Annotated in this window: 18 protein-coding genes and 1 tRNA gene; 3 read left to right on the forward strand and 16 right to left on the reverse strand. The window is 33.0% G+C overall.

Annotated features, from left to right (window positions below):
• The first annotated feature begins 61 nt into the window (after positions 1 to 61).
• The 3 genes from V8G56_RS08540 to V8G56_RS08550 all read left to right on the forward strand — a co-directional run bounded on the left by V8G56_RS08540 (position 62) and on the right by V8G56_RS08550 (position 1,340).
• Positions 62 to 889 carry a Two component regulator three Y domain protein gene (locus V8G56_RS08540; RefSeq protein WP_395438027.1) on the forward strand — a complete coding sequence of 276 codons (828 nt, stop codon included), beginning with the start codon at positions 62 to 64 and terminating at the stop codon, positions 887 to 889.
• 76 nt (positions 890 to 965) lie between these two features.
• Positions 966 to 1,148 carry a CPXCG motif-containing cysteine-rich protein gene (locus V8G56_RS08545; RefSeq protein ID WP_395438028.1) on the forward strand — a complete coding sequence of 61 codons (183 nt, stop codon included), beginning with the start codon at positions 966 to 968 and terminating at the stop codon, positions 1,146 to 1,148.
• Positions 1,149 to 1,267: 119 nt separating this feature from the next.
• Positions 1,268 to 1,340 (forward strand) — tRNA-Met (locus V8G56_RS08550).
• 56 nt (positions 1,341 to 1,396) lie between these two features.
• Here the strand turns inward: V8G56_RS08550 and V8G56_RS08555 are convergent.
• The 16 genes from V8G56_RS08555 to V8G56_RS08630 form a co-directional block, all read right to left on the reverse strand.
• Positions 1,397 to 1,528, reverse strand: a complete 132-nt coding sequence (locus V8G56_RS08555) for a hypothetical protein (protein WP_395438029.1) — start codon at positions 1,526 to 1,528, stop codon at positions 1,397 to 1,399.
• Positions 1,529 to 1,733: 205 nt separating this feature from the next.
• On the reverse strand, positions 1,734 to 2,672 hold the full coding sequence (locus V8G56_RS08560) for a BspA family leucine-rich repeat surface protein (protein WP_395438030.1): 939 nt from the start codon (positions 2,670 to 2,672) through the stop codon (positions 1,734 to 1,736).
• A 333-nt stretch (positions 2,673 to 3,005) separates the two neighbouring features.
• Entirely contained in the window at positions 3,006 to 3,953 is a 948-nt protein-coding gene (locus tag V8G56_RS08565; protein ID WP_395438031.1) for a hypothetical protein, read from the reverse strand.
• Positions 3,954 to 4,183: 230 nt separating this feature from the next.
• Positions 4,184 to 4,909 carry a hypothetical protein gene (locus tag V8G56_RS08570; RefSeq protein WP_395438032.1) on the reverse strand — a complete coding sequence of 242 codons (726 nt, stop codon included), beginning with the start codon at positions 4,907 to 4,909 and terminating at the stop codon, positions 4,184 to 4,186.
• A 172-nt stretch (positions 4,910 to 5,081) separates the two neighbouring features.
• A complete protein-coding gene (locus tag V8G56_RS08575; RefSeq protein ID WP_395438033.1) occupies positions 5,082 to 6,467 on the reverse strand; it encodes a S41 family peptidase in 1,386 nt (461 codons plus the stop codon).
• Positions 6,468 to 6,706: 239 nt separating this feature from the next.
• Entirely contained in the window at positions 6,707 to 7,618 is a 912-nt protein-coding gene (locus V8G56_RS08580; protein WP_395438034.1) for a hypothetical protein, read from the reverse strand.
• Positions 7,619 to 7,700: 82 nt separating this feature from the next.
• A complete protein-coding gene (locus V8G56_RS08585) occupies positions 7,701 to 8,366 on the reverse strand; it encodes a DUF2490 domain-containing protein (protein ID WP_395438035.1) in 666 nt (221 codons plus the stop codon).
• Between the two features lie 185 nt (positions 8,367 to 8,551).
• Complete coding sequence (locus tag V8G56_RS08590) at positions 8,552 to 9,568, reverse strand: DUF3500 domain-containing protein (protein ID WP_395438036.1); 1,017 nt, start codon at positions 9,566 to 9,568, stop codon at positions 8,552 to 8,554.
• A 165-nt stretch (positions 9,569 to 9,733) separates the two neighbouring features.
• Positions 9,734 to 10,906: a DUF1624 domain-containing protein gene (locus tag V8G56_RS08595; protein WP_395438037.1), complete on the reverse strand. Its 1,173-nt coding sequence runs from the start codon at positions 10,904 to 10,906 to the stop codon at positions 9,734 to 9,736.
• 270 nt (positions 10,907 to 11,176) lie between these two features.
• Positions 11,177 to 12,274: an acyltransferase family protein gene (locus V8G56_RS08600; protein ID WP_395438038.1), complete on the reverse strand. Its 1,098-nt coding sequence runs from the start codon at positions 12,272 to 12,274 to the stop codon at positions 11,177 to 11,179.
• 227 nt (positions 12,275 to 12,501) lie between these two features.
• A complete protein-coding gene (locus tag V8G56_RS08605; protein WP_395438039.1) occupies positions 12,502 to 12,921 on the reverse strand; it encodes a hypothetical protein in 420 nt (139 codons plus the stop codon).
• 238 nt (positions 12,922 to 13,159) lie between these two features.
• Complete coding sequence (locus V8G56_RS08610; RefSeq protein ID WP_395438040.1) at positions 13,160 to 14,071, reverse strand: alpha/beta fold hydrolase; 912 nt, start codon at positions 14,069 to 14,071, stop codon at positions 13,160 to 13,162.
• A 66-nt stretch (positions 14,072 to 14,137) separates the two neighbouring features.
• On the reverse strand, positions 14,138 to 14,869 hold the full coding sequence (locus V8G56_RS08615) for a DUF6090 family protein (protein WP_395438041.1): 732 nt from the start codon (positions 14,867 to 14,869) through the stop codon (positions 14,138 to 14,140).
• 211 nt (positions 14,870 to 15,080) lie between these two features.
• Positions 15,081 to 15,863: a DUF6090 family protein gene (locus V8G56_RS08620; RefSeq protein WP_395438042.1), complete on the reverse strand. Its 783-nt coding sequence runs from the start codon at positions 15,861 to 15,863 to the stop codon at positions 15,081 to 15,083.
• A gap of 649 nt (positions 15,864 to 16,512) precedes the next feature.
• Complete coding sequence (locus V8G56_RS08625) at positions 16,513 to 17,985, reverse strand: M28 family metallopeptidase (protein WP_395438043.1); 1,473 nt, start codon at positions 17,983 to 17,985, stop codon at positions 16,513 to 16,515.
• Positions 17,986 to 18,399: 414 nt separating this feature from the next.
• The gene (locus V8G56_RS08630; protein WP_395438044.1) at positions 18,400 to 19,476 is read right to left on the reverse strand and encodes a ligand-binding sensor domain-containing protein; all 1,077 of its coding nucleotides are present in this window, start codon (positions 19,474 to 19,476) and stop codon (positions 18,400 to 18,402) included.
• Positions 19,477 to 19,629: the final 153 nt, after the last annotated feature.

Here is a 19,629-nt window from a genome sequence, read left to right on the forward strand (position 1 = left end):
ATAGCTATTAATCTTGTTTTAGGCTATATTCGTTTAAGAATTGACCCCAAATTTATTCGACATGAAAATACTTAACCAATTAATAGCACTTTTTTTAGTCTCAGCATTCTCCTTTGCTAACGTATCGCCTAAAGAAAAAGAAGCACTCATTGCTTTATACAATTCCACTAATGGACAGAGTTGGAATGCAACATGGGATTTAAATGCCTCAGAAGATTCTTGGTATGGTGTAAAGGTAGAGCGCGATCAAATCGTAGAATTAAATCTTCAATTTAATAATCTTGAAGGTAATTTACCTCAAGAGATTGGGAATTTAGTAAACCTTAGAAAAATTAATTTAGGTTTTAATAAATTAAAAGGAAAGTTACCAACTTCATTAAGCAATCTAAAGGAATTAACTTCTTTAGAATTATTTATGAATAATTTTGAAGGTAATATTCCTAATGAATTAGGTGAATTAAAAAAATTGGAATATTTAAAACTATATAGCAATCAATTCACTGGAGAAATTCCTCCTAGTCTAATGGAACTAACTAACTTAAAAGAACTTTTATTAGGTAGTAATTTTTTAACAGGAATTATTCCAAATAAAATATATGCATTATCTCAGTTAAAGAAATTAAGTTTAATGGATAATAAACTGGAAGGTGAAATACCGAACGAAATTGCTCAATTAAAAAATTTAGAAGAGTTAATATTATCAAATAATGGATTAACAGGTGATTTACCATTGGCGTTAATGAGTTTAATTAAACTAAATACGCTTATGGTAAGTGACAATAAATTAAATGAAGAATATATCAGTATTTCTGGTAAAAATCCACCAAATTTAATACAACTTCAAGAAATACAAAGTGCTACGGCAACTATGGATGTAGAAAAAGAATAGTGTTTTCAAATTAGTAAAGTTTTAAGTTTAATAGGCAACATGTAGAATATGTTGCCTATTTTTTGTTTATTGAAGTATGGTTGAACATTTTTTTATTTGTCCGTATTGCTGGGAAAATATCTCTATGCTTTTAGATGATTCTGTTTCTGAACAGAAATATATAGAAGATTGTGAGGTGTGTTGTAACCCTATAGAGTTAAGAATGAGGTTTATAAATTCGGAATTAATGGAGTTTCAGGCGGATAGCATTGAGCAATAATATTTTCTTGTTTTATGTTTGCGGAAAATAAAAAGCGTTGTATATTTGCAATCCGAAATGATTTGGTCGGCATTATGAACCGAGAGTTAAAAGCTAAGTAAATTGTTCTGATATTATATCGCGGGATAGAGCAGTAGGTAGCTCGTCGGGCTCATAACCCGAAGGTCACTGGTTCGAGTCCAGTTCCCGCTACTAAACAAGACTCAGGTACTTTTCGTATTTGAGTCTTTTGTTTTTTAGTGATATAATCAGCCAGCATTTAATGTCCATTCCTCAAATCCGCTAATGTTCACTTTATTTCCAGTTCCATTGGTTCCGTTATTTGTTCCTGTCAGAGTCCAATAGAATCGTGTTTTCTCCAATTTGGTCTTTGACCGCATCACACTTGTGCATAACTCTTTGCAAAAACCTCCAAATCAAATTTTTTTAACTCTTCTGGCAAAGGTGTATTTGTGAATGAGATGTTAATGAATTTTCATTCACCATCTTCCTTGATTAGGTTGAAATGGTCGATGTTATTTGTCCGTGGAACACCATATGAATGTAGGGTAGCATCAGCCCAAACAAAAGCGATTTGCCCTTTATTTACTCAGGGCAACTACCCCATTCAGGAATAAAGTTTTCTGAAAGATTAGATGAGGTAGAAAAATTTATGGGTCTATTTGCAATTAAAGGAACACACCACTTACTTAAATCTTGATTAAAGGCAGTGGCATTATTAAACATACCTTCCATATTTACAACATTTGCTGTATTCCAATTACCAATATCCTGATTAAAAGCATTGGTTTGAGCAAACATATAAGACATATTGGTAACCTTGGCTGTATTCCAAAATTTAAGATCTCCATTATACACTGATGCATTAAAAAACATATAACTCATATTAATTACTCCACTGGTATCCCATCCCCTAATATCAGGCGTGATTGTTTGTTTGTCTCTAAACATATTGCTCAAATCTGTGACGTAGGTAGTGACCAAGGTTGAAAGGTCTTCTCGCTGATCTACAATAATCTCTCTAAGAAGTTCATCATCTACAATGAGGTACTGAATACCATTTAAAATAGCTGTATCCCCTGGTTTAGCATTAGAATTAGCTCTTATAGTTAATCCATTTGAATCTAAATAAATTAGTGGTCCTTCTCCGGGGGTCTCATCGGTTGAATCTCCAGTATTATCGGGTATAGTCTCAAATAATGCAATTACATTTTTAGAACTATTCATTAATATTTCTGTTGGATTTTCCGTTAGCTCCAAGTCTCCTTGCCAACCTACAAATACCCACCCTTCTGAAGGTATAGCAGTAAGCTTAACTCTTGTTCCTTTGATATAAATAGGACCATTAGCAGAGTTAATAGCTTCTTCTGACACAGTCCCTTCACCCTGAACCTCTATGGTGATGTTGAATATCTGATTTTCATTCGAAATTTCTGGAAGTTCTGAGTCTGGCTGTGTAGATTCCTCTGAACTGCAAGACAGTATAAAAGTAGTAATACACAGGATGAAGAAATGCTTTTTCATTTGGCAATTTTAAAATATTGAATTTTTTTAAAACAAATTAAAAGTAAATAAATCAAAATTGAAAATCTGAACTTCTTTATAGTTTATAATTTTAGTTTTGATTTTTTTAGAGTTTTAGTTTTCTGGCTTAAAAGTCAAAAAAAATATCCAAAAAGTAAACTAGGCAAAAATGCACGAAGACCATTGCTGCCAACGGTCTCGTATAACCTTCAGTTACGGATTAAATTAGCAATTATTTTCGGTTTGACACAGACTTTAGCAATTACGGCGGAATTTTCCAGCGGAAAATTCCGCCGTAATTGCGGTTATACATTGTTGGCAATAGTTTTTGATTTAATATACAGTGAAAGTTTTTATCATTTTTCTTTCAACTGCATTAGGAATTTCAGAGATTAGCACATAATTCCCTTTTTCAAGAGTTGCTTCAAAATAACCAGTGTCTCCTGATGGTAAATCTTCAACTCCTCCTAAAAACAATAATCCTTCAGGTTCAGGTGAACGAAATGCTTTAAAATCAACTATGTTTAACCAATTATTCAAATTAGTTACTAAACTGTCATTTTCAATTTTAACCAAATTAACATCATGTCCCATTAGGTGTTCGTATTGTTTTTGGTCTTCAAATTTTGCCTCAAATGTATAATTTCCTGATTTTATTGAGTCATTAAAGGTAATTCCCTGTTCACTCGATATACTTATTTTAAAATCGGCTTTTGGAGGTTCATTATCATTAGATTCATTACTTACTTTTAGCTCTTTAATCATGCCCATGAAAACATGTCCCAATCCGTTTGGCATCCTTACATAGCATTCCATAATGTATGTCCCAGGCTCAAGAAATATTGTAGATTTGGATGTTGTTTTTTTTGAGGTTAATCCAACTCCTCCAGCCAATTCTACTTTATAAAACCATTGCGGTATTTTTTCAAATTCCTTCATACCCGCTTCCATTTCTCCTTTTTCAAAATGCTCAAATGCTGAGATAAAAGGAGGGAACAAATCTTTTTTGTAGGTGGCTAATCCCAAAGTGTCGGGCATCTTTTCTAATATAAAAAAGTGCGGTTCAAACGATTTGTTTATGTATTTAAATGTAGTCCAACCAGATTTAATTTCATCCACGGTTTCGAAATCCATTCCGTTTGTTATTACTTCTACATAATTATCCTTTCTTTCAACTATGTTTTCTAAATCATTAGATTCCTTTTTCTCTTTGCATGATGTAGAAGCTATTAATGCTAATACTGTAAAAATTAATATTGAGCTTTTGCGTTTAAATTTCATATTGTGAGATTTTAATCAAATTATTGCTAACGTTTATTTATATGGAAAGTAGCGTGTTTGTGCGCGAGGATTTTCCTAAGGAAAATCGGAAGCTAGCAAACAAGGCAACTCACATTGGTTAAGCTAAAAATAGCAATTTTTTATATACGGAGTTGGGCGTTCGGCTTTTTTGTTGCTGGTAGTATAAATATTCTTACAGGTTTAGAAATGATTAGAAGTTTTAAGTCTTTTCAAAAAAAGCTGTCTCCAATAAATCGTACTACGGATTGCCATACTTCTGTATAACGAGCATGCATAACAAGAATGCCTATAAACAATGCGACTGCTATAATAGTGTATGGAATGGGGTTTACTTTCTTTCTTAAATCATTTAATAAAAGGAGTATTACTATACTGAGACCAAAATATTCAGAGAAAAAAAAGGCATCAAGTTCACCAGACAATCCAAAAATATGAATCAACATTCTGGAAAAAACAGCTCCTGAAATGGTGAACATCGTACCAATCATAAATCGCTTGTGTTTAAAGACATCTTTTCTATGAATAATAGCAAGCGAGTAGAAAACAAAAAAATTGAATGGAGTAATAAAGTTTAATGATTGAAAAGCGGCGACTTCTTTAAACGGCATTCCACCCACCATATTGAGATAACTTAGCCTTGTTATCAATATCATAGAAATAAACACTAATGGCGCTGTGATATATGAGATTTTACCAATAAGTCTATGAGTCTTGTATTTGTTTTTGATGATAAGATAGGGTTGAAGAATTAACATCATCACCCATGAAACCATTAGAGCTCCATGTACATGATGCATCCAACTAAATCCATGAAATTGAGGAAAATATTGCAAATAGGTAGGGTGGAAGGCTATTTGCAATAAAATAAATAAAATTACCATAGCTATAAAAAAAGCTTTGGTTGTAACGTCATATGATTTATTTGTATGTTTCATTGATACTTTCTTTTTAAGATGAAGTCTTTTAAGCTGACGCCCAGTGTCTCGGCTATGAGTAGTTGCGTGGTTTAGCGCTTAACTTTGCAAGTACACACCAAACTGAAAATCTTCTAGGATTTTCAGAAGTAGGCGAGAACAAGCAATTACTTATAGCCATTGTTTTAAGTAGTTAATTCAATTTATTTATTAAGAGAAAAACCTCTTGTAGATCCCAATCTTCTTTTTTTAGAAAGTACTGGTATTTTATCTTTTCCGACACCAAAACATCAGGATTTATCTTTTTTTCAGACACATTGGTTTCTAAGTCTTTCGAGAATGTAAAAACTCCGATGGGCAATGAAACCTTAATTTTGGTATTTGGCAACACATATTCAATTTGTTTTCCAGCTGTTATATTGTGATGTGAGCCTCCAATTTGTTCTCCAATGATTCGTCCTCTGTTATAATTTTTAAAGATAGCTGTAAAATAAGAAGCCCCAGAAAAATTTCTACCTCCTATCATTAAATAAACATTTCCTTCATAGTTGTTTTTTTTTGGTTTACGTATTTCATTGTTGACGTAATTGAATTCATAATAGTCATTATTTTTAGTAAAAGGTTTTTGGAAATTGTTTAGAAACTCATCAACTTGATCTTTATTCAATGCTCTGTCACCAATTTTTTCGATATAATTTTTATAAGGCAAATCAAAATCTGGGACTCTTAAGTGTATATCTTCATTAAATTCCTTTTGTGTAATATAAGAATAGAATAATGCTGGAATCAAAATGTTGCCGCCTCTATTATATCTTAAGTCTATGATTAAATTCTTTGGTTTTTGTTTTTTTATAGTTTTAAAGATGTCCGAAAATTGCTTGTCGAATATTTCATATACATTTTTTACATCTTCTTTCCAATTAAACGAGTTTAATGTGATACAAAATGAATTGGAGTCTTCAAAATAAGCTGTGCTAATTAGATTTTTTAACTGTTCGCGATGTAATGGAAAAACTATATTATTATAAACGTTTTCACGGGTCTTAATATCTAATGGTTCTAATAGAATTGTTTCTGTTACATTTGAATTTGGTGTTGTATATCTTACAGCATAGGAATTTGGAGCTCCATATTTTATAAGAAATAATATATCAAAGGATACCTCCAAGTTTCGTAGCGCATACGTTGTTTTTTCTTTAAGAAAATTATCAAGAATTGTTGCAACTGGTATCCCGTTGATATCGGTAATAACAGAGCCATATGGTATTTGAGCGGTATCATGGTTTACAATGAGTTTATTGTCAATTATAATAATTGGAATTGGGAAAAGAACGCTTTTATCAGCAAGGAATTCTTTCATGACATCGTTTGAGAGTGATATCGTACCATGTTCATCTAATTTTGTGTTCGCTTTTGTGTCCATGAGAAATTTAAAAAACTCAATAACGGTCATAGTTTTTCCGTTAAGTTCTTCGCTCCGTTCATTCAAATAATTGTATAGTGCTTCCTTTTCTTTAGAATTTAGATTTGGAGAAACTTCACAAACAATATTTTTTAATATGCCGAAGTCTTCTTTCAAAAGAGAATCATTTAGCTGTACTTGAGAAATACAATTCAAGCTAAAAAAAAAGTGAAATATAAATATAATCTTTCTCATTTTGTTTCATTACTTACAACGTATTCGTGTATGATCAGTTGCGTGGTTAAGGACTAAATTTAGCAAATAAAAACCGAATAGAAAATCCGCTAGGATTTTCGTAATTAAGCGGGAACCAGCTATTAATTATACACGGCTTAAGTTTGTTATGCAAAGTTTTATCATTCCATTTTTCCATCTAACCAATGGATTATATTTAGTAGTAATTGGTAATTTTCTGGAGCTTCCTCATTATTCATTCCAACTTTTATTTTTTTATCGCCGGCTAATTGAGCAGAAAACATTGCCGCTTCTCCAAACACAACAATTTTACCTTTACCATGTTTTTTAAATGCACCTTGCGACCAGCCATTTACTTTATTTCTGGGTGTATTTTTAGTAAAATCCCAAGCTTTTTCAGGGAGATAATTCACATATTCTTTACTGAAAAGTAAAATTGGAGTAGCATCATTTGGAATTTTAAATGCTTGACCCGTAAATGATTTTATTTGGCTAATACTTTCAGTTGAATTTCTTCCTGTTGTCATTATACTTGTGTTAAGCGATCCGTCTTTTATAGTAAAAGATGCAACTCCTTTTGTTTTTTTATGAAACACAAACCCATTAGTAAACACAAATCCGAATTTAGCGGCTAAATCTTTTGCCGCTCCCGCCATTGGCATATGATCAGCAATAAGAAATAAACTTCCGCCTTCGGATACCCATTGCTCCAAGATATTAATTTCTTCCTTTGAAAAGGCTGAAGGAGTAGGTAATTTCCATTTCTTCTCGTTTACAGCATTTAATGCATTTGAAATTACTAGTATTTTGCCTTCTGATAATTTGTTGGGTTTAAACGTCCCTATATACTTTGTAACATTATATCCGTCATTTTCTAGGAGATTTGAGAATGGCTTATACTTGCCTTCTTTCTTGTGAAAATTGTAATGACCTTCGTCAATAAATACAATAGGCCCTTTTTTAAGATTATACTCAGGATTTTCTAGTGTCGGCTTATAGTTAGTATCCGAAATTTGCTGTGAAAATAACTGGAAAGATAAACTAATAGTAAATAGGAGTATCAATATTCTCATTAATATGAATTTAGGTGAATAATTTTGAATAACGGTTAGTGTAAAATGCGTTTCAATGCATTTTACAAAGTGTTGTGTGATTTTAAATTTTTTGATGAAAACTTATTTGTAACTGATTTTTACTCCAATTATCTGTTGTTTGGTTCATCATACCTAACTGAATTTTAAGTCCTTTTTTAATCATGTACCCCATTGCTAGGTAGAGCCTGTTTCGATCAAAGATTTCTACACTATTCCCATTTCCTATATTTCTTTGTCCATTGATGAAAATTTCATTATAAAGGGCTAGGTAAAGTGTTTTATCGTCCATTGCGGCTTTGTTCAAGGGTATATTCAAAAAGAAATTATATCTAATACGTGTTCTAAAATCATGATTTTGAACAAATCTTTGCTCGTACCGAAATCGGTGATTAGTATAGAAACGATTACCAAATTGAACAGGGAACAGCGCTTCCTGATAAATTCTACTCTCTGATGTATTTGAATTATCAGATCCATAACTTCCGGTAGTTATATTTCCATAACCAAGAGTCAGTTTAATGTCTGCCTTTTTAGGTTTATAGGTTATTCCTCCGCGTAACAGTAATTGTTCAAGGTCTCCAGCAATATTCCAGTTACGATATTGAATATCTCCTTGAATGCCCCATGAGCTTTCTTTAAAAGTTGTATTGAAAAAATACATATACCATCCTCCTAATTTTTCTTCATTTATCTGAGCTTCTCCTAACTTTGGAAGCAGCAAGGACATACTTATAATTGATAGGAATATTCTTTTTTTCATATTTAATAATATCACACAACGGTTTGTGTATGGAAAGTCGCAAGTTTGTATGCGGGGATTTTCCGTAGGAAAATCGGAAGCTAGTAAACGAGCAACTAACATTGGTTAAGCTAAAACTAGCAATTTTTTATACATGGTGTTAGGCATTGTTATTATTCATGTTTATGATGATCCGAATTCTTATAATGTTCTCTAATTATATCCCTGCCAAAATCTCTATTAAAATCTCTCCACACGGTATGAATGTGATTGGCTTCGTTCTGGACATTATCAAACTCAATCAAAAATGATTTCCCTTGTATCCGGTAATAGTGACCTTCACCCAAGACAGTTGCTCCGGCCCATCCAAATCTTACCTCATTTATTTCTTCATCCTTAATGCTATTCATTCTTTTTTCGGCCTGTTCAGGGGGCATGGTTGATAGATATTCATCAAGAAGTTTTAAAAAAACAAGTTGTTGATTCCTGGTTAACTGACCATACATAATTCCTACGGGACTTAAAGGTTCGACTTCTGTGGATTTCCCTGTAACAATATCAAAAAATGGTTTCTGCTGAAATATTGCCATTTTCCTTTGTTCTTCTGATAATGAGTTTATCAATTCAAAACCTAGGTCTTCTTCCTTTTGAAGAGTGCGCTCACCTTCTCTGGGGCCAGAAAGAATTCTTGCTGGATTCGCTCCTAAAAATCGGGGAGCAATTTCAACTTTTCCGTTATGAACTGTAAAATTCAGGGAAATATGATGTCCTTCAAAAGAAAAAGCCCATAAGCTGTCCTTTTCAGGATTTCCATAAAATGCTACCGAATAATTTTCAGGATTTCTCATAATTGAATCTCCACTGATTTCCAAAAGGATATTTTCTAAATCGATGATTTTCATCGTTTTATTATATCCTGTTTCTGATAGAAAAGTCTTGAGGAGTTCGTCCAATTTGGACTTCTGATTTGAATCAAGTTCATTCAGTTGAATTCCTGCTCTTGGAAACATTGAACTAGGCACATAATGCCAAAGAATTCTAGACTCGTCAATGAAGGGCATCTGCGTTTTGTTCCTTTGAGCCTGCGTTAGAGATTTCAAAAAATCAACTGCGGGTTTATTAGTCAACAGGCCGAATGCCATAACAATCGATACAACAGCCAAAAGTGTAATAATAATAATTTTCTTCATATCACTGGAGTTTTTTAATAATGCCTAACCTTTGGTGTAAGAATAGTTGCGTGTTTAAAAGCCTAATTTAGCAAAAGTTAACTAACCAGAGGAAAATCTGAAAGATTTTCCGAGTAGGCAAGTGCCAAGCAATAATTTTTACACAGTGTTGGCAATAGTTGTTTATCAAAAATAACTTAACAACCACTTTTCTTTGTGGTTCAGTTTGTAATTGCTGAATGTTTTACACATTGGATAAAGCATAAACAATATAACCAACCAAACTACATATACCCAAACGAGGTTTACGCCAAAACCAATCAATTGCTGATTTGTTGAGACAAATCCATCTAGCACCATAGAATCGAAGCCAAAGCCTGTCACTTCAGCCAAAATTGCAGCTAATAGGTGAATTGCATAGATATGAATAATGTAAAAGAAGAAAGGCACCTTCCCAAAGGTTGCACAGAAATTTAATAAACGCCCTTTTAAATTTTCTGAATTACCTAAAAACAGAAGCGAAGGCCCGAGAGTCATCAATAAATAAGTCAAAGATGGTGGATATTTGGAAGGGTCCATAAAGGAAATGAGTGTCTGTGAAAAAGAATCAAAGGCTAACCGGGGATTAGAATTTCCATACAAGTTAAAGCCTCTTAAAATCAAAAACCCTGCAATACAGGCCAACCCTATTTTGGTAAATAGCTTTTGTCGGTATTCAGGTGTTACATCCTTATTATAAAATTTTCCAAAATAATATCCTAATGACATCACACCTATCCATGGAATAATTGGGTAAGTCACACGTATTTTAATGCTATCAAATAGGGTGAAATTACCACGCTCATGCAAGATTGACCAAAGTATATTCTGGTCAAAATGGATGTTGTCTAGCAAATTATGTCCAAAAATGATGACTACGCTCAGAATCAGGATATTTTTCATTGAAAGGCGAATGATAGCAGCAAGAAAAATCATACTAATTCCTAAAGACCATATCACCAACAACCCAAAATGGTTAAAATGAATATTAAAGCTCCATCCAAAATAAACAACGAAAAACTCTATGAATATTAACCAGATTCCTCTTTTTAAAAGGAATGAGGTCAGTTCGTTTTTTGATTTCCTTCTACCCACTAAAAAAGCCGAAATTCCAGCCAGAAAACTAAAAGCAGGCGCACAATAGTGTGTGATCCATCGGGTGAAGAACAAGGTCAGGTTACTTTTTTCAGGATCAGCAGGGTCAAACAGAAATGAGTCTATATGAAAATAGTCGCGTGTATGATCCAAGGCCATAAATATAATAACCAAACCTTTGAGAATATCGAGGGATTCAATTCTTTTGGTTTTCAGTGGATTCATATTTTGGTTAATTATTGCCAACGTTTATGTATATGGGAAGTTGCGCGTTTGTGTGCGAGGATTTTCCGAAGGAAAATCAGAAGCAAGCAAACAAGCAACTAACATTGGTTAAACTAAAAATAGTAATTTTTTCTATACGGTGTTATGCACTTTTATGATTATCGTTACCCATTAATATGATACTTTGATTCAAACAATGTCTTGTGTAGATGCTTCTGTACTACTTTGGCTCGACTGAGTATAGAATAACTCAGTATATCAACAATTACTTTACACACCAACTAGCATCTTTGAGAATTTACCGAACAACTTTTTAAATATCCGGCCAATGAGCATACTCAAAGCAATAGACAAGCTTAAAAATAGAAATCCCGCAAAGAACAAATTAAGTGGAGCTATTTCATGCAAGGTTGATAAAGGTAATAACGATTCAATAAGCAGATCTAGGAAAAAGGCATGCAGAAAATAGATTACAAACGCATAGCTGGCTACCGGATTTAGCCAATGCGGCTGGCGGTCACCTATATTTTTAAATAGTACAATAACTATTCCTGACAAACACATTTTCTGGATATAGTACAATGCACTCATTAAGGACCATCCCCCGAACTTGTTAATTTCTTTTATTTGAAAATACACTAACGCTACCGAGGAGAGCAGTGCAATCAATACAAAGAGCACCATGTTTTTTTTTACCCATGAAAACCGCTTTTCGGGATTCACACCGAAATAAATACCTGCAGCATATGCACCTGTGAAATATATCATGGTTGATAAACTCAACTGATATTCTTCCATATCCATAACTTCTACCCTTGATATTGCTAACGGCAATGCAATAATAACCAACATTAAAAGTGTACCCCATTTTTTAATATTCATTAAATAATCCAAAAGAGGTGTGACTAGATATAAAAATATTAAGATAGGTATATACCAGTAAGGAAACTGTGCAGTGCCGAATATGAAATTGTTAAATGCTGCATTTAGATAAGAGATAAAGTCTGGCTGCAGCGCAAAAGGTTTGAAGATTGGTGGGTTGAATATAGGGTTGAATATGGAAAACAAAAGTGTTAAAAAAAGATAGGGTAACAACACATTTTTAAGCTTACTGCTGTAAAATCTTTTATATCCTTTACTTTTTAAAACAACGGAGAAAAGTATACCAGATATAACGGCAAAATAAACAGTGCTGTTATGAAAAAGGAGTTCATTGCTTATGTAAAAAGGGTCTTTTAAGTCAAAACTATTGTTGTTATATTGAAATAAGGCATATGCAAAGGCATGAATAAAAATAATATTTATAATGGCAAACCCCCTGAAACTATGCAAGTATCCAAGGAATGAAGGTTGGTTTTTTTTGTTCATATTTAAATCAGTTAATTCATACTAAGTGATTAAATTTAATTGCACCTAACGTAATTTTATAAGGTTGGTCACGTTGTTTAAGTGCCAAAATTAGCAAATACAAACCGAATAGAAAATCCGTTAGGATTTTCGTATATAGGCTTGAACTAGCATTTAATTTTATACGGTGTTGGTGGCAGTTTTATAATTGGTCAAAAAATCAAAAATTCTTTATATTTTTAAATACTTTACATCCAACCAAGTTCTCGTAATGCCCACGAGGAATTCCAAATTTTAGTCATACTTTCTACTTTATCATTATCGTTCATTTTTATAGCATATACATATTCTGAGTTTGTAGTTTTATTGCTTGGTGGTATTGGTCCTCCATCTCCAGAATGTGTACCTGTAAAAGTGGCAAAAAATATTGCAGTATTAGTTGTTTCATCATAAGCAGAAGAATGCACTTTATAGGAACAACCTGGCATTGTAATGCTCCCTAACCCTTTCATCCAATTAACATAATCCTCAAGTTTTGTAACATCAGTTATGGGCTCGCTTTGAGCATTGAATTTAGCATTTTCTATTGCATAATCTTTACAGGCTTCCCATCCTTTTGCAGATTCACAATTGTGGAAAAATGTTGTTGCGTTTTTAAAAGCTTTCATAATTTTATGGTTTAAATGAATGATTAGTTAATACTCTAATTTATATCGTTATACTTACAATAATTTATTCTTATTTATTTATACTGTCGTCACTAAATTACCGCCAACGTTTATATATAAGAATAGTGCGGTTTTGTGAGCGAGGATTTTCCGAAGGAAAATCAGAAGCAAGCAAACGAGCAACAAGCTTTGGTTTAGGTAAAACGAGCAATTTTTTATATACTTTGTTGGCAGAAGTTTAATCCTCTAGCATTTTGCTGATCAAAGAAGCACATACTTCCGGCTGGTCAAGCCAAGGACAATGCCCGGCATTTTCCACTACTTCAAATTTACAGTCTTGGATTACTTCAGTCTTCGACCTACCTGTTTCAGGCTTTTCAAATGCATCTTTGTCTCCCCAAATAAACCTTACAGGAATCTTCAAATGGTGTAATTTATCCCCTAGATATAAATCTTTTTTCCAGCCGGCCAAAGTGAGGACATTTTCTAACAAAGTAAGAAATCCTTTTTCGTTCCCTGGGATTAATTGGCCATAGTAACAATGTTTCAAATAATCTTCTGACAATTTCTCCACATCGGCGACTAAAATTTGTTTGTGAACATTTTTTACATTTTTAATACTTGGTTTAGCAACAGATTTAACTAGAAAACGATTTAAGCCTTTTGTTCCTAATAACCTTAAAACAAGAGGAATCCATAAATTCACTCCTGCAGGTGCACCGATTAACAAAAGTTTTTCTACTCTTTCGGGATATTGCATAGCAAAACAAATGCTAAAATATCCTCCCATAGATTGTCCTATGAATGAGGCTTTGTCCAGCCCTAAAGCATTCATAAACGATTCAACAAATTCAACGGCACTTTTTCTAAAGTCCACTTCAGTATAGTCAAAGCTATCAGTTAGACCACACCCCGGGCGATCCACCACATATAAATGATATTTAGTTGAAAGGGGTTTAATAATATTAAACCATTCACTTGAATGGCTACCTCCACCATGAATTAAAATAAGAGGTTTGCCAGATCCGATTTCGAGGTAATGGACATTTTTTACTGGGCCGTTGGTGGTCACTATCTTTGATTGGGGTTGGATTCCTTCCTTGTCAAATAGTATTTTTCTTGTTCTTTTAAATTCCTCGGTCGTATTCATTTTGTATCCATTTTTATTATAATTTCTGCCAGCGGTCAAGTATATGAGCCATTTTTAATGGCTTATTTATATTGTTAACCTTTCTTTATTTTGATTTTTTAGTTCTGTTTCAATTTGGGTTATCAACTTATTATTATTTTGTATGGCAGATTCCAAATGCCCTCCAACGGAGTTCTTTAAGCCAATTTGGTAATTAATAATATACTTGAGATTTGTAGTTTTTAATTTATTGAGAACCAATTCGACGCGCGTCAAATAATTAGTATCAGGTTCTAAATTAGCAATCACGTAAGGAAGTACTTGGTTATTGGTGTATGCCTCACCGTATTGGGTATCAGCAATTAGAGTTTCATAACCCTCTTCATAATAAGAGGCAATGTTAGCTTTAAGTAAAGGGTTATTAATATTTGAAAATTTTCCTGTCGCTTTTAAACCAGAATAGGCGTTATTGTTTTTGAAAAAATAGAAATACAAATCTAAATATGTCAAGAGTGAGTCTAAATGAACAGCATTATAATTGCCTTTAGAAACATTGGTCAAATAGTCAATAGATTTCTTTACTGATAATTTCTGCTCCTGCAAAAAAAGTTCTTCTTGTTTTAAGTCATTTAAGATTTGAAACAATGACAGGTGCACATCATCTTGATTTTTGCGGTGCTCATTCCAATTATTTATACTCAAAGCAATCAATATCCCTATTACTACAAGTACTATCTCACCAATAGCATATCTTAAATATTTTATTGGCTTGTTATCGTCTGCAAGTGTTTTACGGATTCTTCTGAAGAAAGGTATCACAGTTTAGTTGGTTGGTTCTAATTATCAACAATGTAGACCTTTAATTTGAGTAAAAGTTGATTTTTAAAGAATATTATGAAAAAACTTGATTCTTCAAATTTTGGAGCATATTTATCAAGACTACTACCGTATTTAAAACTTCAGTTGGAATTTCCAAAGTAGGCAAGAACCAAGCAATGAATTTTACACGGTGTTGTGCTTTCGTTATTTTTCAACTTAATTTATTTTCTAACTCTTGTCTAATAATATTTAAAATAGAATTTACTTGTTCCAACATCTGTTTTTGTCGTTCTAATCTGTGACGCTCGTCATTAGATTTCAAAAATAAGTTTCCAAAATAAGAATCATTTTTAAAAAAAGATTCAGAGATTTGAAGGCTGTCATTTTTTCTAGAATTATAATTATAACGTTTTCTAGTTTTATTATCGGCTATTTTTAAAATAAAATGATCTGTTTCATTATTAAGCTTTGCTAAAAATTGCATTGAAGTTTCTTGGTCTTCAAATCCAGATTCAAAGTCTGCTATAAATTGAGCTAATAATTGTCTTAAATCTTTATTTTTTATTAGGTCAATTTTTCCAGCACTAATCAACGAATTATATGCTCCAGTTACTGGTTCTGCACGATACCATGCAGTACCATAACCAATAAGATTACTTAACGAGTCTAAATGTGTATCAAAATATTGGTACTCACTTATATTTTGTCTTTCATGAATTCGAATAAGAATTTGACTATAGTTCAATACCTTTGATTGAATCTTGATAGTTTCCTCAATTCTTTCTTTCGAAACTTTAAAATCAGAATATAAAGCATTTAGAATGTTCACTTCTTCGTTTGCAGCTTTACGGTTTTCATTCCAATTATTAATTTGAAGTGCAATCAAAATTCCAATAACCACAAGAACAATTTCTCCTATGGCATATTTCAAATACTTTCCAGTTTTGTTTTCCATAAGCAAGTTTTGTCTAATTTTTCTAAAGAATTTTATCATTGGTTAGCGGTTGGTTATAATGAAGCACAACGACCTGCTAAACGCAGTTCTGATTTGCGAACGAAAAGATAATAAATTTAAGTAACAATGATTTGAGAATCTGGCCGATGTTATTATTTAGGTTTCAAATCATTGGTTATCGACTAGGTAGCATAGCTACCGTTAGATGTTAAATTTATTAGATTGGGAGTTCAAGAAGCAGAATCAAATTGCTTTTAGCACCTGTTATGGCACGTAAAAGGCTTGAGCCTGTCAGTTGGAGCTGTATTATATAAAAACGCCAAAAGCAATTTGGTTTAGCAGGTCGTTAGAGCAGATGTCACTTGTGGGGTGGGAGTGCGAAGCACGCAGCAACACAAGTCAGCTTCAGCTGAATGTGCTCTAACGTGTTTGTATATTGTTTGTTGCGTGTTTTAAGTACCTAATTTAGCAAATACAAACTGAATAGATAATTCACAAGAGTTTTCGTAAGTAGGCTAGAACTAGCAATAAATTATATACGGTGTTGTGCTTTTTGTTATTGTGAACCAAGATAATAAAATTCACTTAACAGTACATAAAAAATCTATTTTAAAAATGGTGTTATCACTCTGAAAGTAAATGAATGGGGCTAGAACTTGGTATAATTGAATGGCTTTAAAGAAATAGACTATTGTTTCCTGCTATATAACTTATTTCCTGCTTCTTCAAATTTATCGCCAGGCATCCAGTATGGTATTTGATCCCAATTTGAAATAAGTTCGGCAGATCTGATATAGGAAATCCAATATTTATAGACATAGTCACGATCAATGGAATCAAACTCATCATTCGGTTGGTGATAATAAGTAGAAATTCTTTCATCGAATGCTGCCATAGACATCTTAAAATTAACAGCTGGGACTCCTTTCTTTGCGAAGCTCACCTGATCGGATCTTTCATAGTAACCTTGACTTGGAATTCGGTCACCCATAACACCGAGCCCAGCTTCTTTGGCTGCTTGATATACCAATTTATCAATATTGGTTCTTGCTGTATCAAGTAAAGTTATATTCTCTATATCGGTGTATCCTGAATTATCAATATTCAAAGCAAATACACTGTGCTCTAATGGGACTTTTGGATTATCAGTATAATACATGCTACCCAACAAACCCTTTTCTTCACCTGTTAAGGCAATGATGATTATGGATCTTTTAGCAGGGTATAAACCAAAATATTTTGCGGCATTTATCAACCCGGTTGTCCCTATTCCATTGTCTCTTGTCCCGTTGTAGATCGAATCTAAACTTTTACCAGATTGTACACCAATATGGTCATAATGTGCACACATTATCACGTGCTCATCTTTTAATATAGGATCAGTTCCTTCAATTTTACCTACAATATTGTATGATTCGATAGGTTTTTTTATTGAGTTATCTATCTTGATGGTAGCATTTGACTCAGTTGCACTTTTTTTTAGTTTTTCAACAAATACATCAGTAGTGTCATTCACCCATACACGTGGTAAGGCCTTTGTTGAGTCTATTTCGCCGAGATTCATTTTTTCGCTATTTAGATACCTTGCAACCGCAGACCATGAAAACTTCTGACCTCGACCGTAGATCTCTATTAATCCAATAGCTCCCATTTTTTGCATATTCTTAACTTGATCTATATTAGTAAGAGCAGCTTGAGGATCGCCCAAAACCGTAACCACAATCTTACCTTTCAAATCCGTAGTTTCCAATTCTGATAAATCTTCCAAATACATAATAGGGCCCTCTATTATTCCATTTTCACCATCAATATAACCCAAATCCAATTTTATATCAAATACCTTATCATTCAAGGAGGCGGTTGCTTCAGAGGGAGGTTTTGATTCTATTATATTCACTTTTTGAGTATAATCTCCCTCTTCATCACCCATTGGATCAAGCCCGTATTTTCTAAATTGTTCTGCAAGGTATCTGCCGGCAATATTTAATTCTATAGTTCCAGTATTTCTCCCTCTTAATTCATCAGCAGTGAGAAACCGTAGATGAGATTCTGCGTCAATTTGATTAATAGTAGATTTTATATTAGACATTTGTGCAGAAATATTGAAGTTTATAAGGGTTGTAAACACAAACAATAAGACTAATTTGGTTAACTTTATCATAGATATATAATTTTTGAGAATAACTGTATTAGGCAGCTTAAATATAAGGATTTTAAAATAAAAACTCAATTGTTATGATTTCAGGTAATACAGATTTAAGATAGCAAATGAAAGTGACTGTAACTAGGTATTATGTTGAATAACTATGGAAATGTAGGCTAGTTTTTTTTATTGGATATGGTCTTGAGTTTTCGTTATTCTTTTCCATAAGGTCGTATCGTATTTTTCTAAAGAATTTTATCATCTGTTAGCGGTTTGTCATAATGAAGTACAACGGTCTCGTATAAGCGTAGTGCGGGATTACAAGGCACTTCACTTTCAGTTTGCCGAAATGTTTGTTAATATTCACTCACTTTAAATTCAGCACTTTCGCCCGCATTATGCTTATACAGTGTTGTGCGTTCGTGTTTCTTTTCAATGCCATTTATCAAATGTTTTTCCGTTAAATTTATAAATGCCACCTTCTGCCATTCCAAGAAGTAAGTTTTTGTCTTGGTCTTCGTAAATGCTCCAAATCATTTGAGAGTTCAATTTTGTGTCAATGTTATAGTTTGATAGCGTTTTACCGTCATATTTCCAAGCTCCTGAATCTCTATCTCCAAACCAAATATTTCCTTCACTATCTTCTGCAATGGCAAAAACAGACTGTAGTCCTGTGTTTTTAGCAAACTGGTTACTTAGAGTGTTCGCTTCAAATTCATTCATTGGAATTAGTTTCCCTTGTTCTTTCGAGAAGTTAATTATTGAGTCTCCACTTTTAAGGATTACGCCAATTCCATTATTTCCAATCCATAATCTACCTCGTGAATCTTCAAGAATACTTCTAACGTGCAGTTTTTCAGATTCTTCTGTAAGTCTTAGTGTTTCATCATTGATTGTAGTAAACTGATTTCCATTATAGCCAAAAACACCTGCATAAGTACCAAACCATAGCATTTTGTTTTTTCCTTTTGAGATACCAGTTACAGCATATAAGTTACCTGAACTAATGACTTTAGGGTTTGGAAATGCTAAATAATTTAATTTTTGCCCATCATATCTATAAACACCCTGCTTAGTCCCTGCATTAAACCATTGGTCATTGTCAGTTTTCGCCCATTCGGTTTCTGAATTTCCATATACAGGGTGGTTATTAATACTTTTCCTATCGTAACTGCTTACACCATTTGCAGTTCCAAACCAAATAATTCCGTTCTCGTCTTCCTGAATTGAACGAATTTGATTATCTGCTAATCCTTCGTTAGTTGTAAAATATTCAAAAGATTTTCCATTATAAAAACTTAAGCCTTCATTATGACTTCCAATCCAATAATTGCCTTTAGTGTCTTGAAAGATAGCACGTATTCCCGAGGTAAACTTTAAGGTGTCGGTTTTTGAAGTTGCTACCAATTCAGACTTGTTAGTTTCTTTTTCTGTTGATTTCTTTTCAACGCAAGAAAAGTTCAGTGTCAATATCAGTATTAAATAAATCAATTTTATTCTTTTGTCCATTTCGGATTTTTATAATATGACGCACAACGTTTTGCGTGTATGAGAAGTAGTGTATTAAAAAGCACTTCACTTCCAGTTTGGCACTGACTTTTATTAAAAATACTGACCTTTGATTTAGCACTGAACCCGCTATTTCTCACACACGCTGTTAGT

Source organism: Gaetbulibacter aquiaggeris (genome assembly GCF_044003965.1).
GTDB classification, from domain to species: domain Bacteria; phylum Bacteroidota; class Bacteroidia; order Flavobacteriales; family Flavobacteriaceae; genus Yeosuana; species Yeosuana aquiaggeris.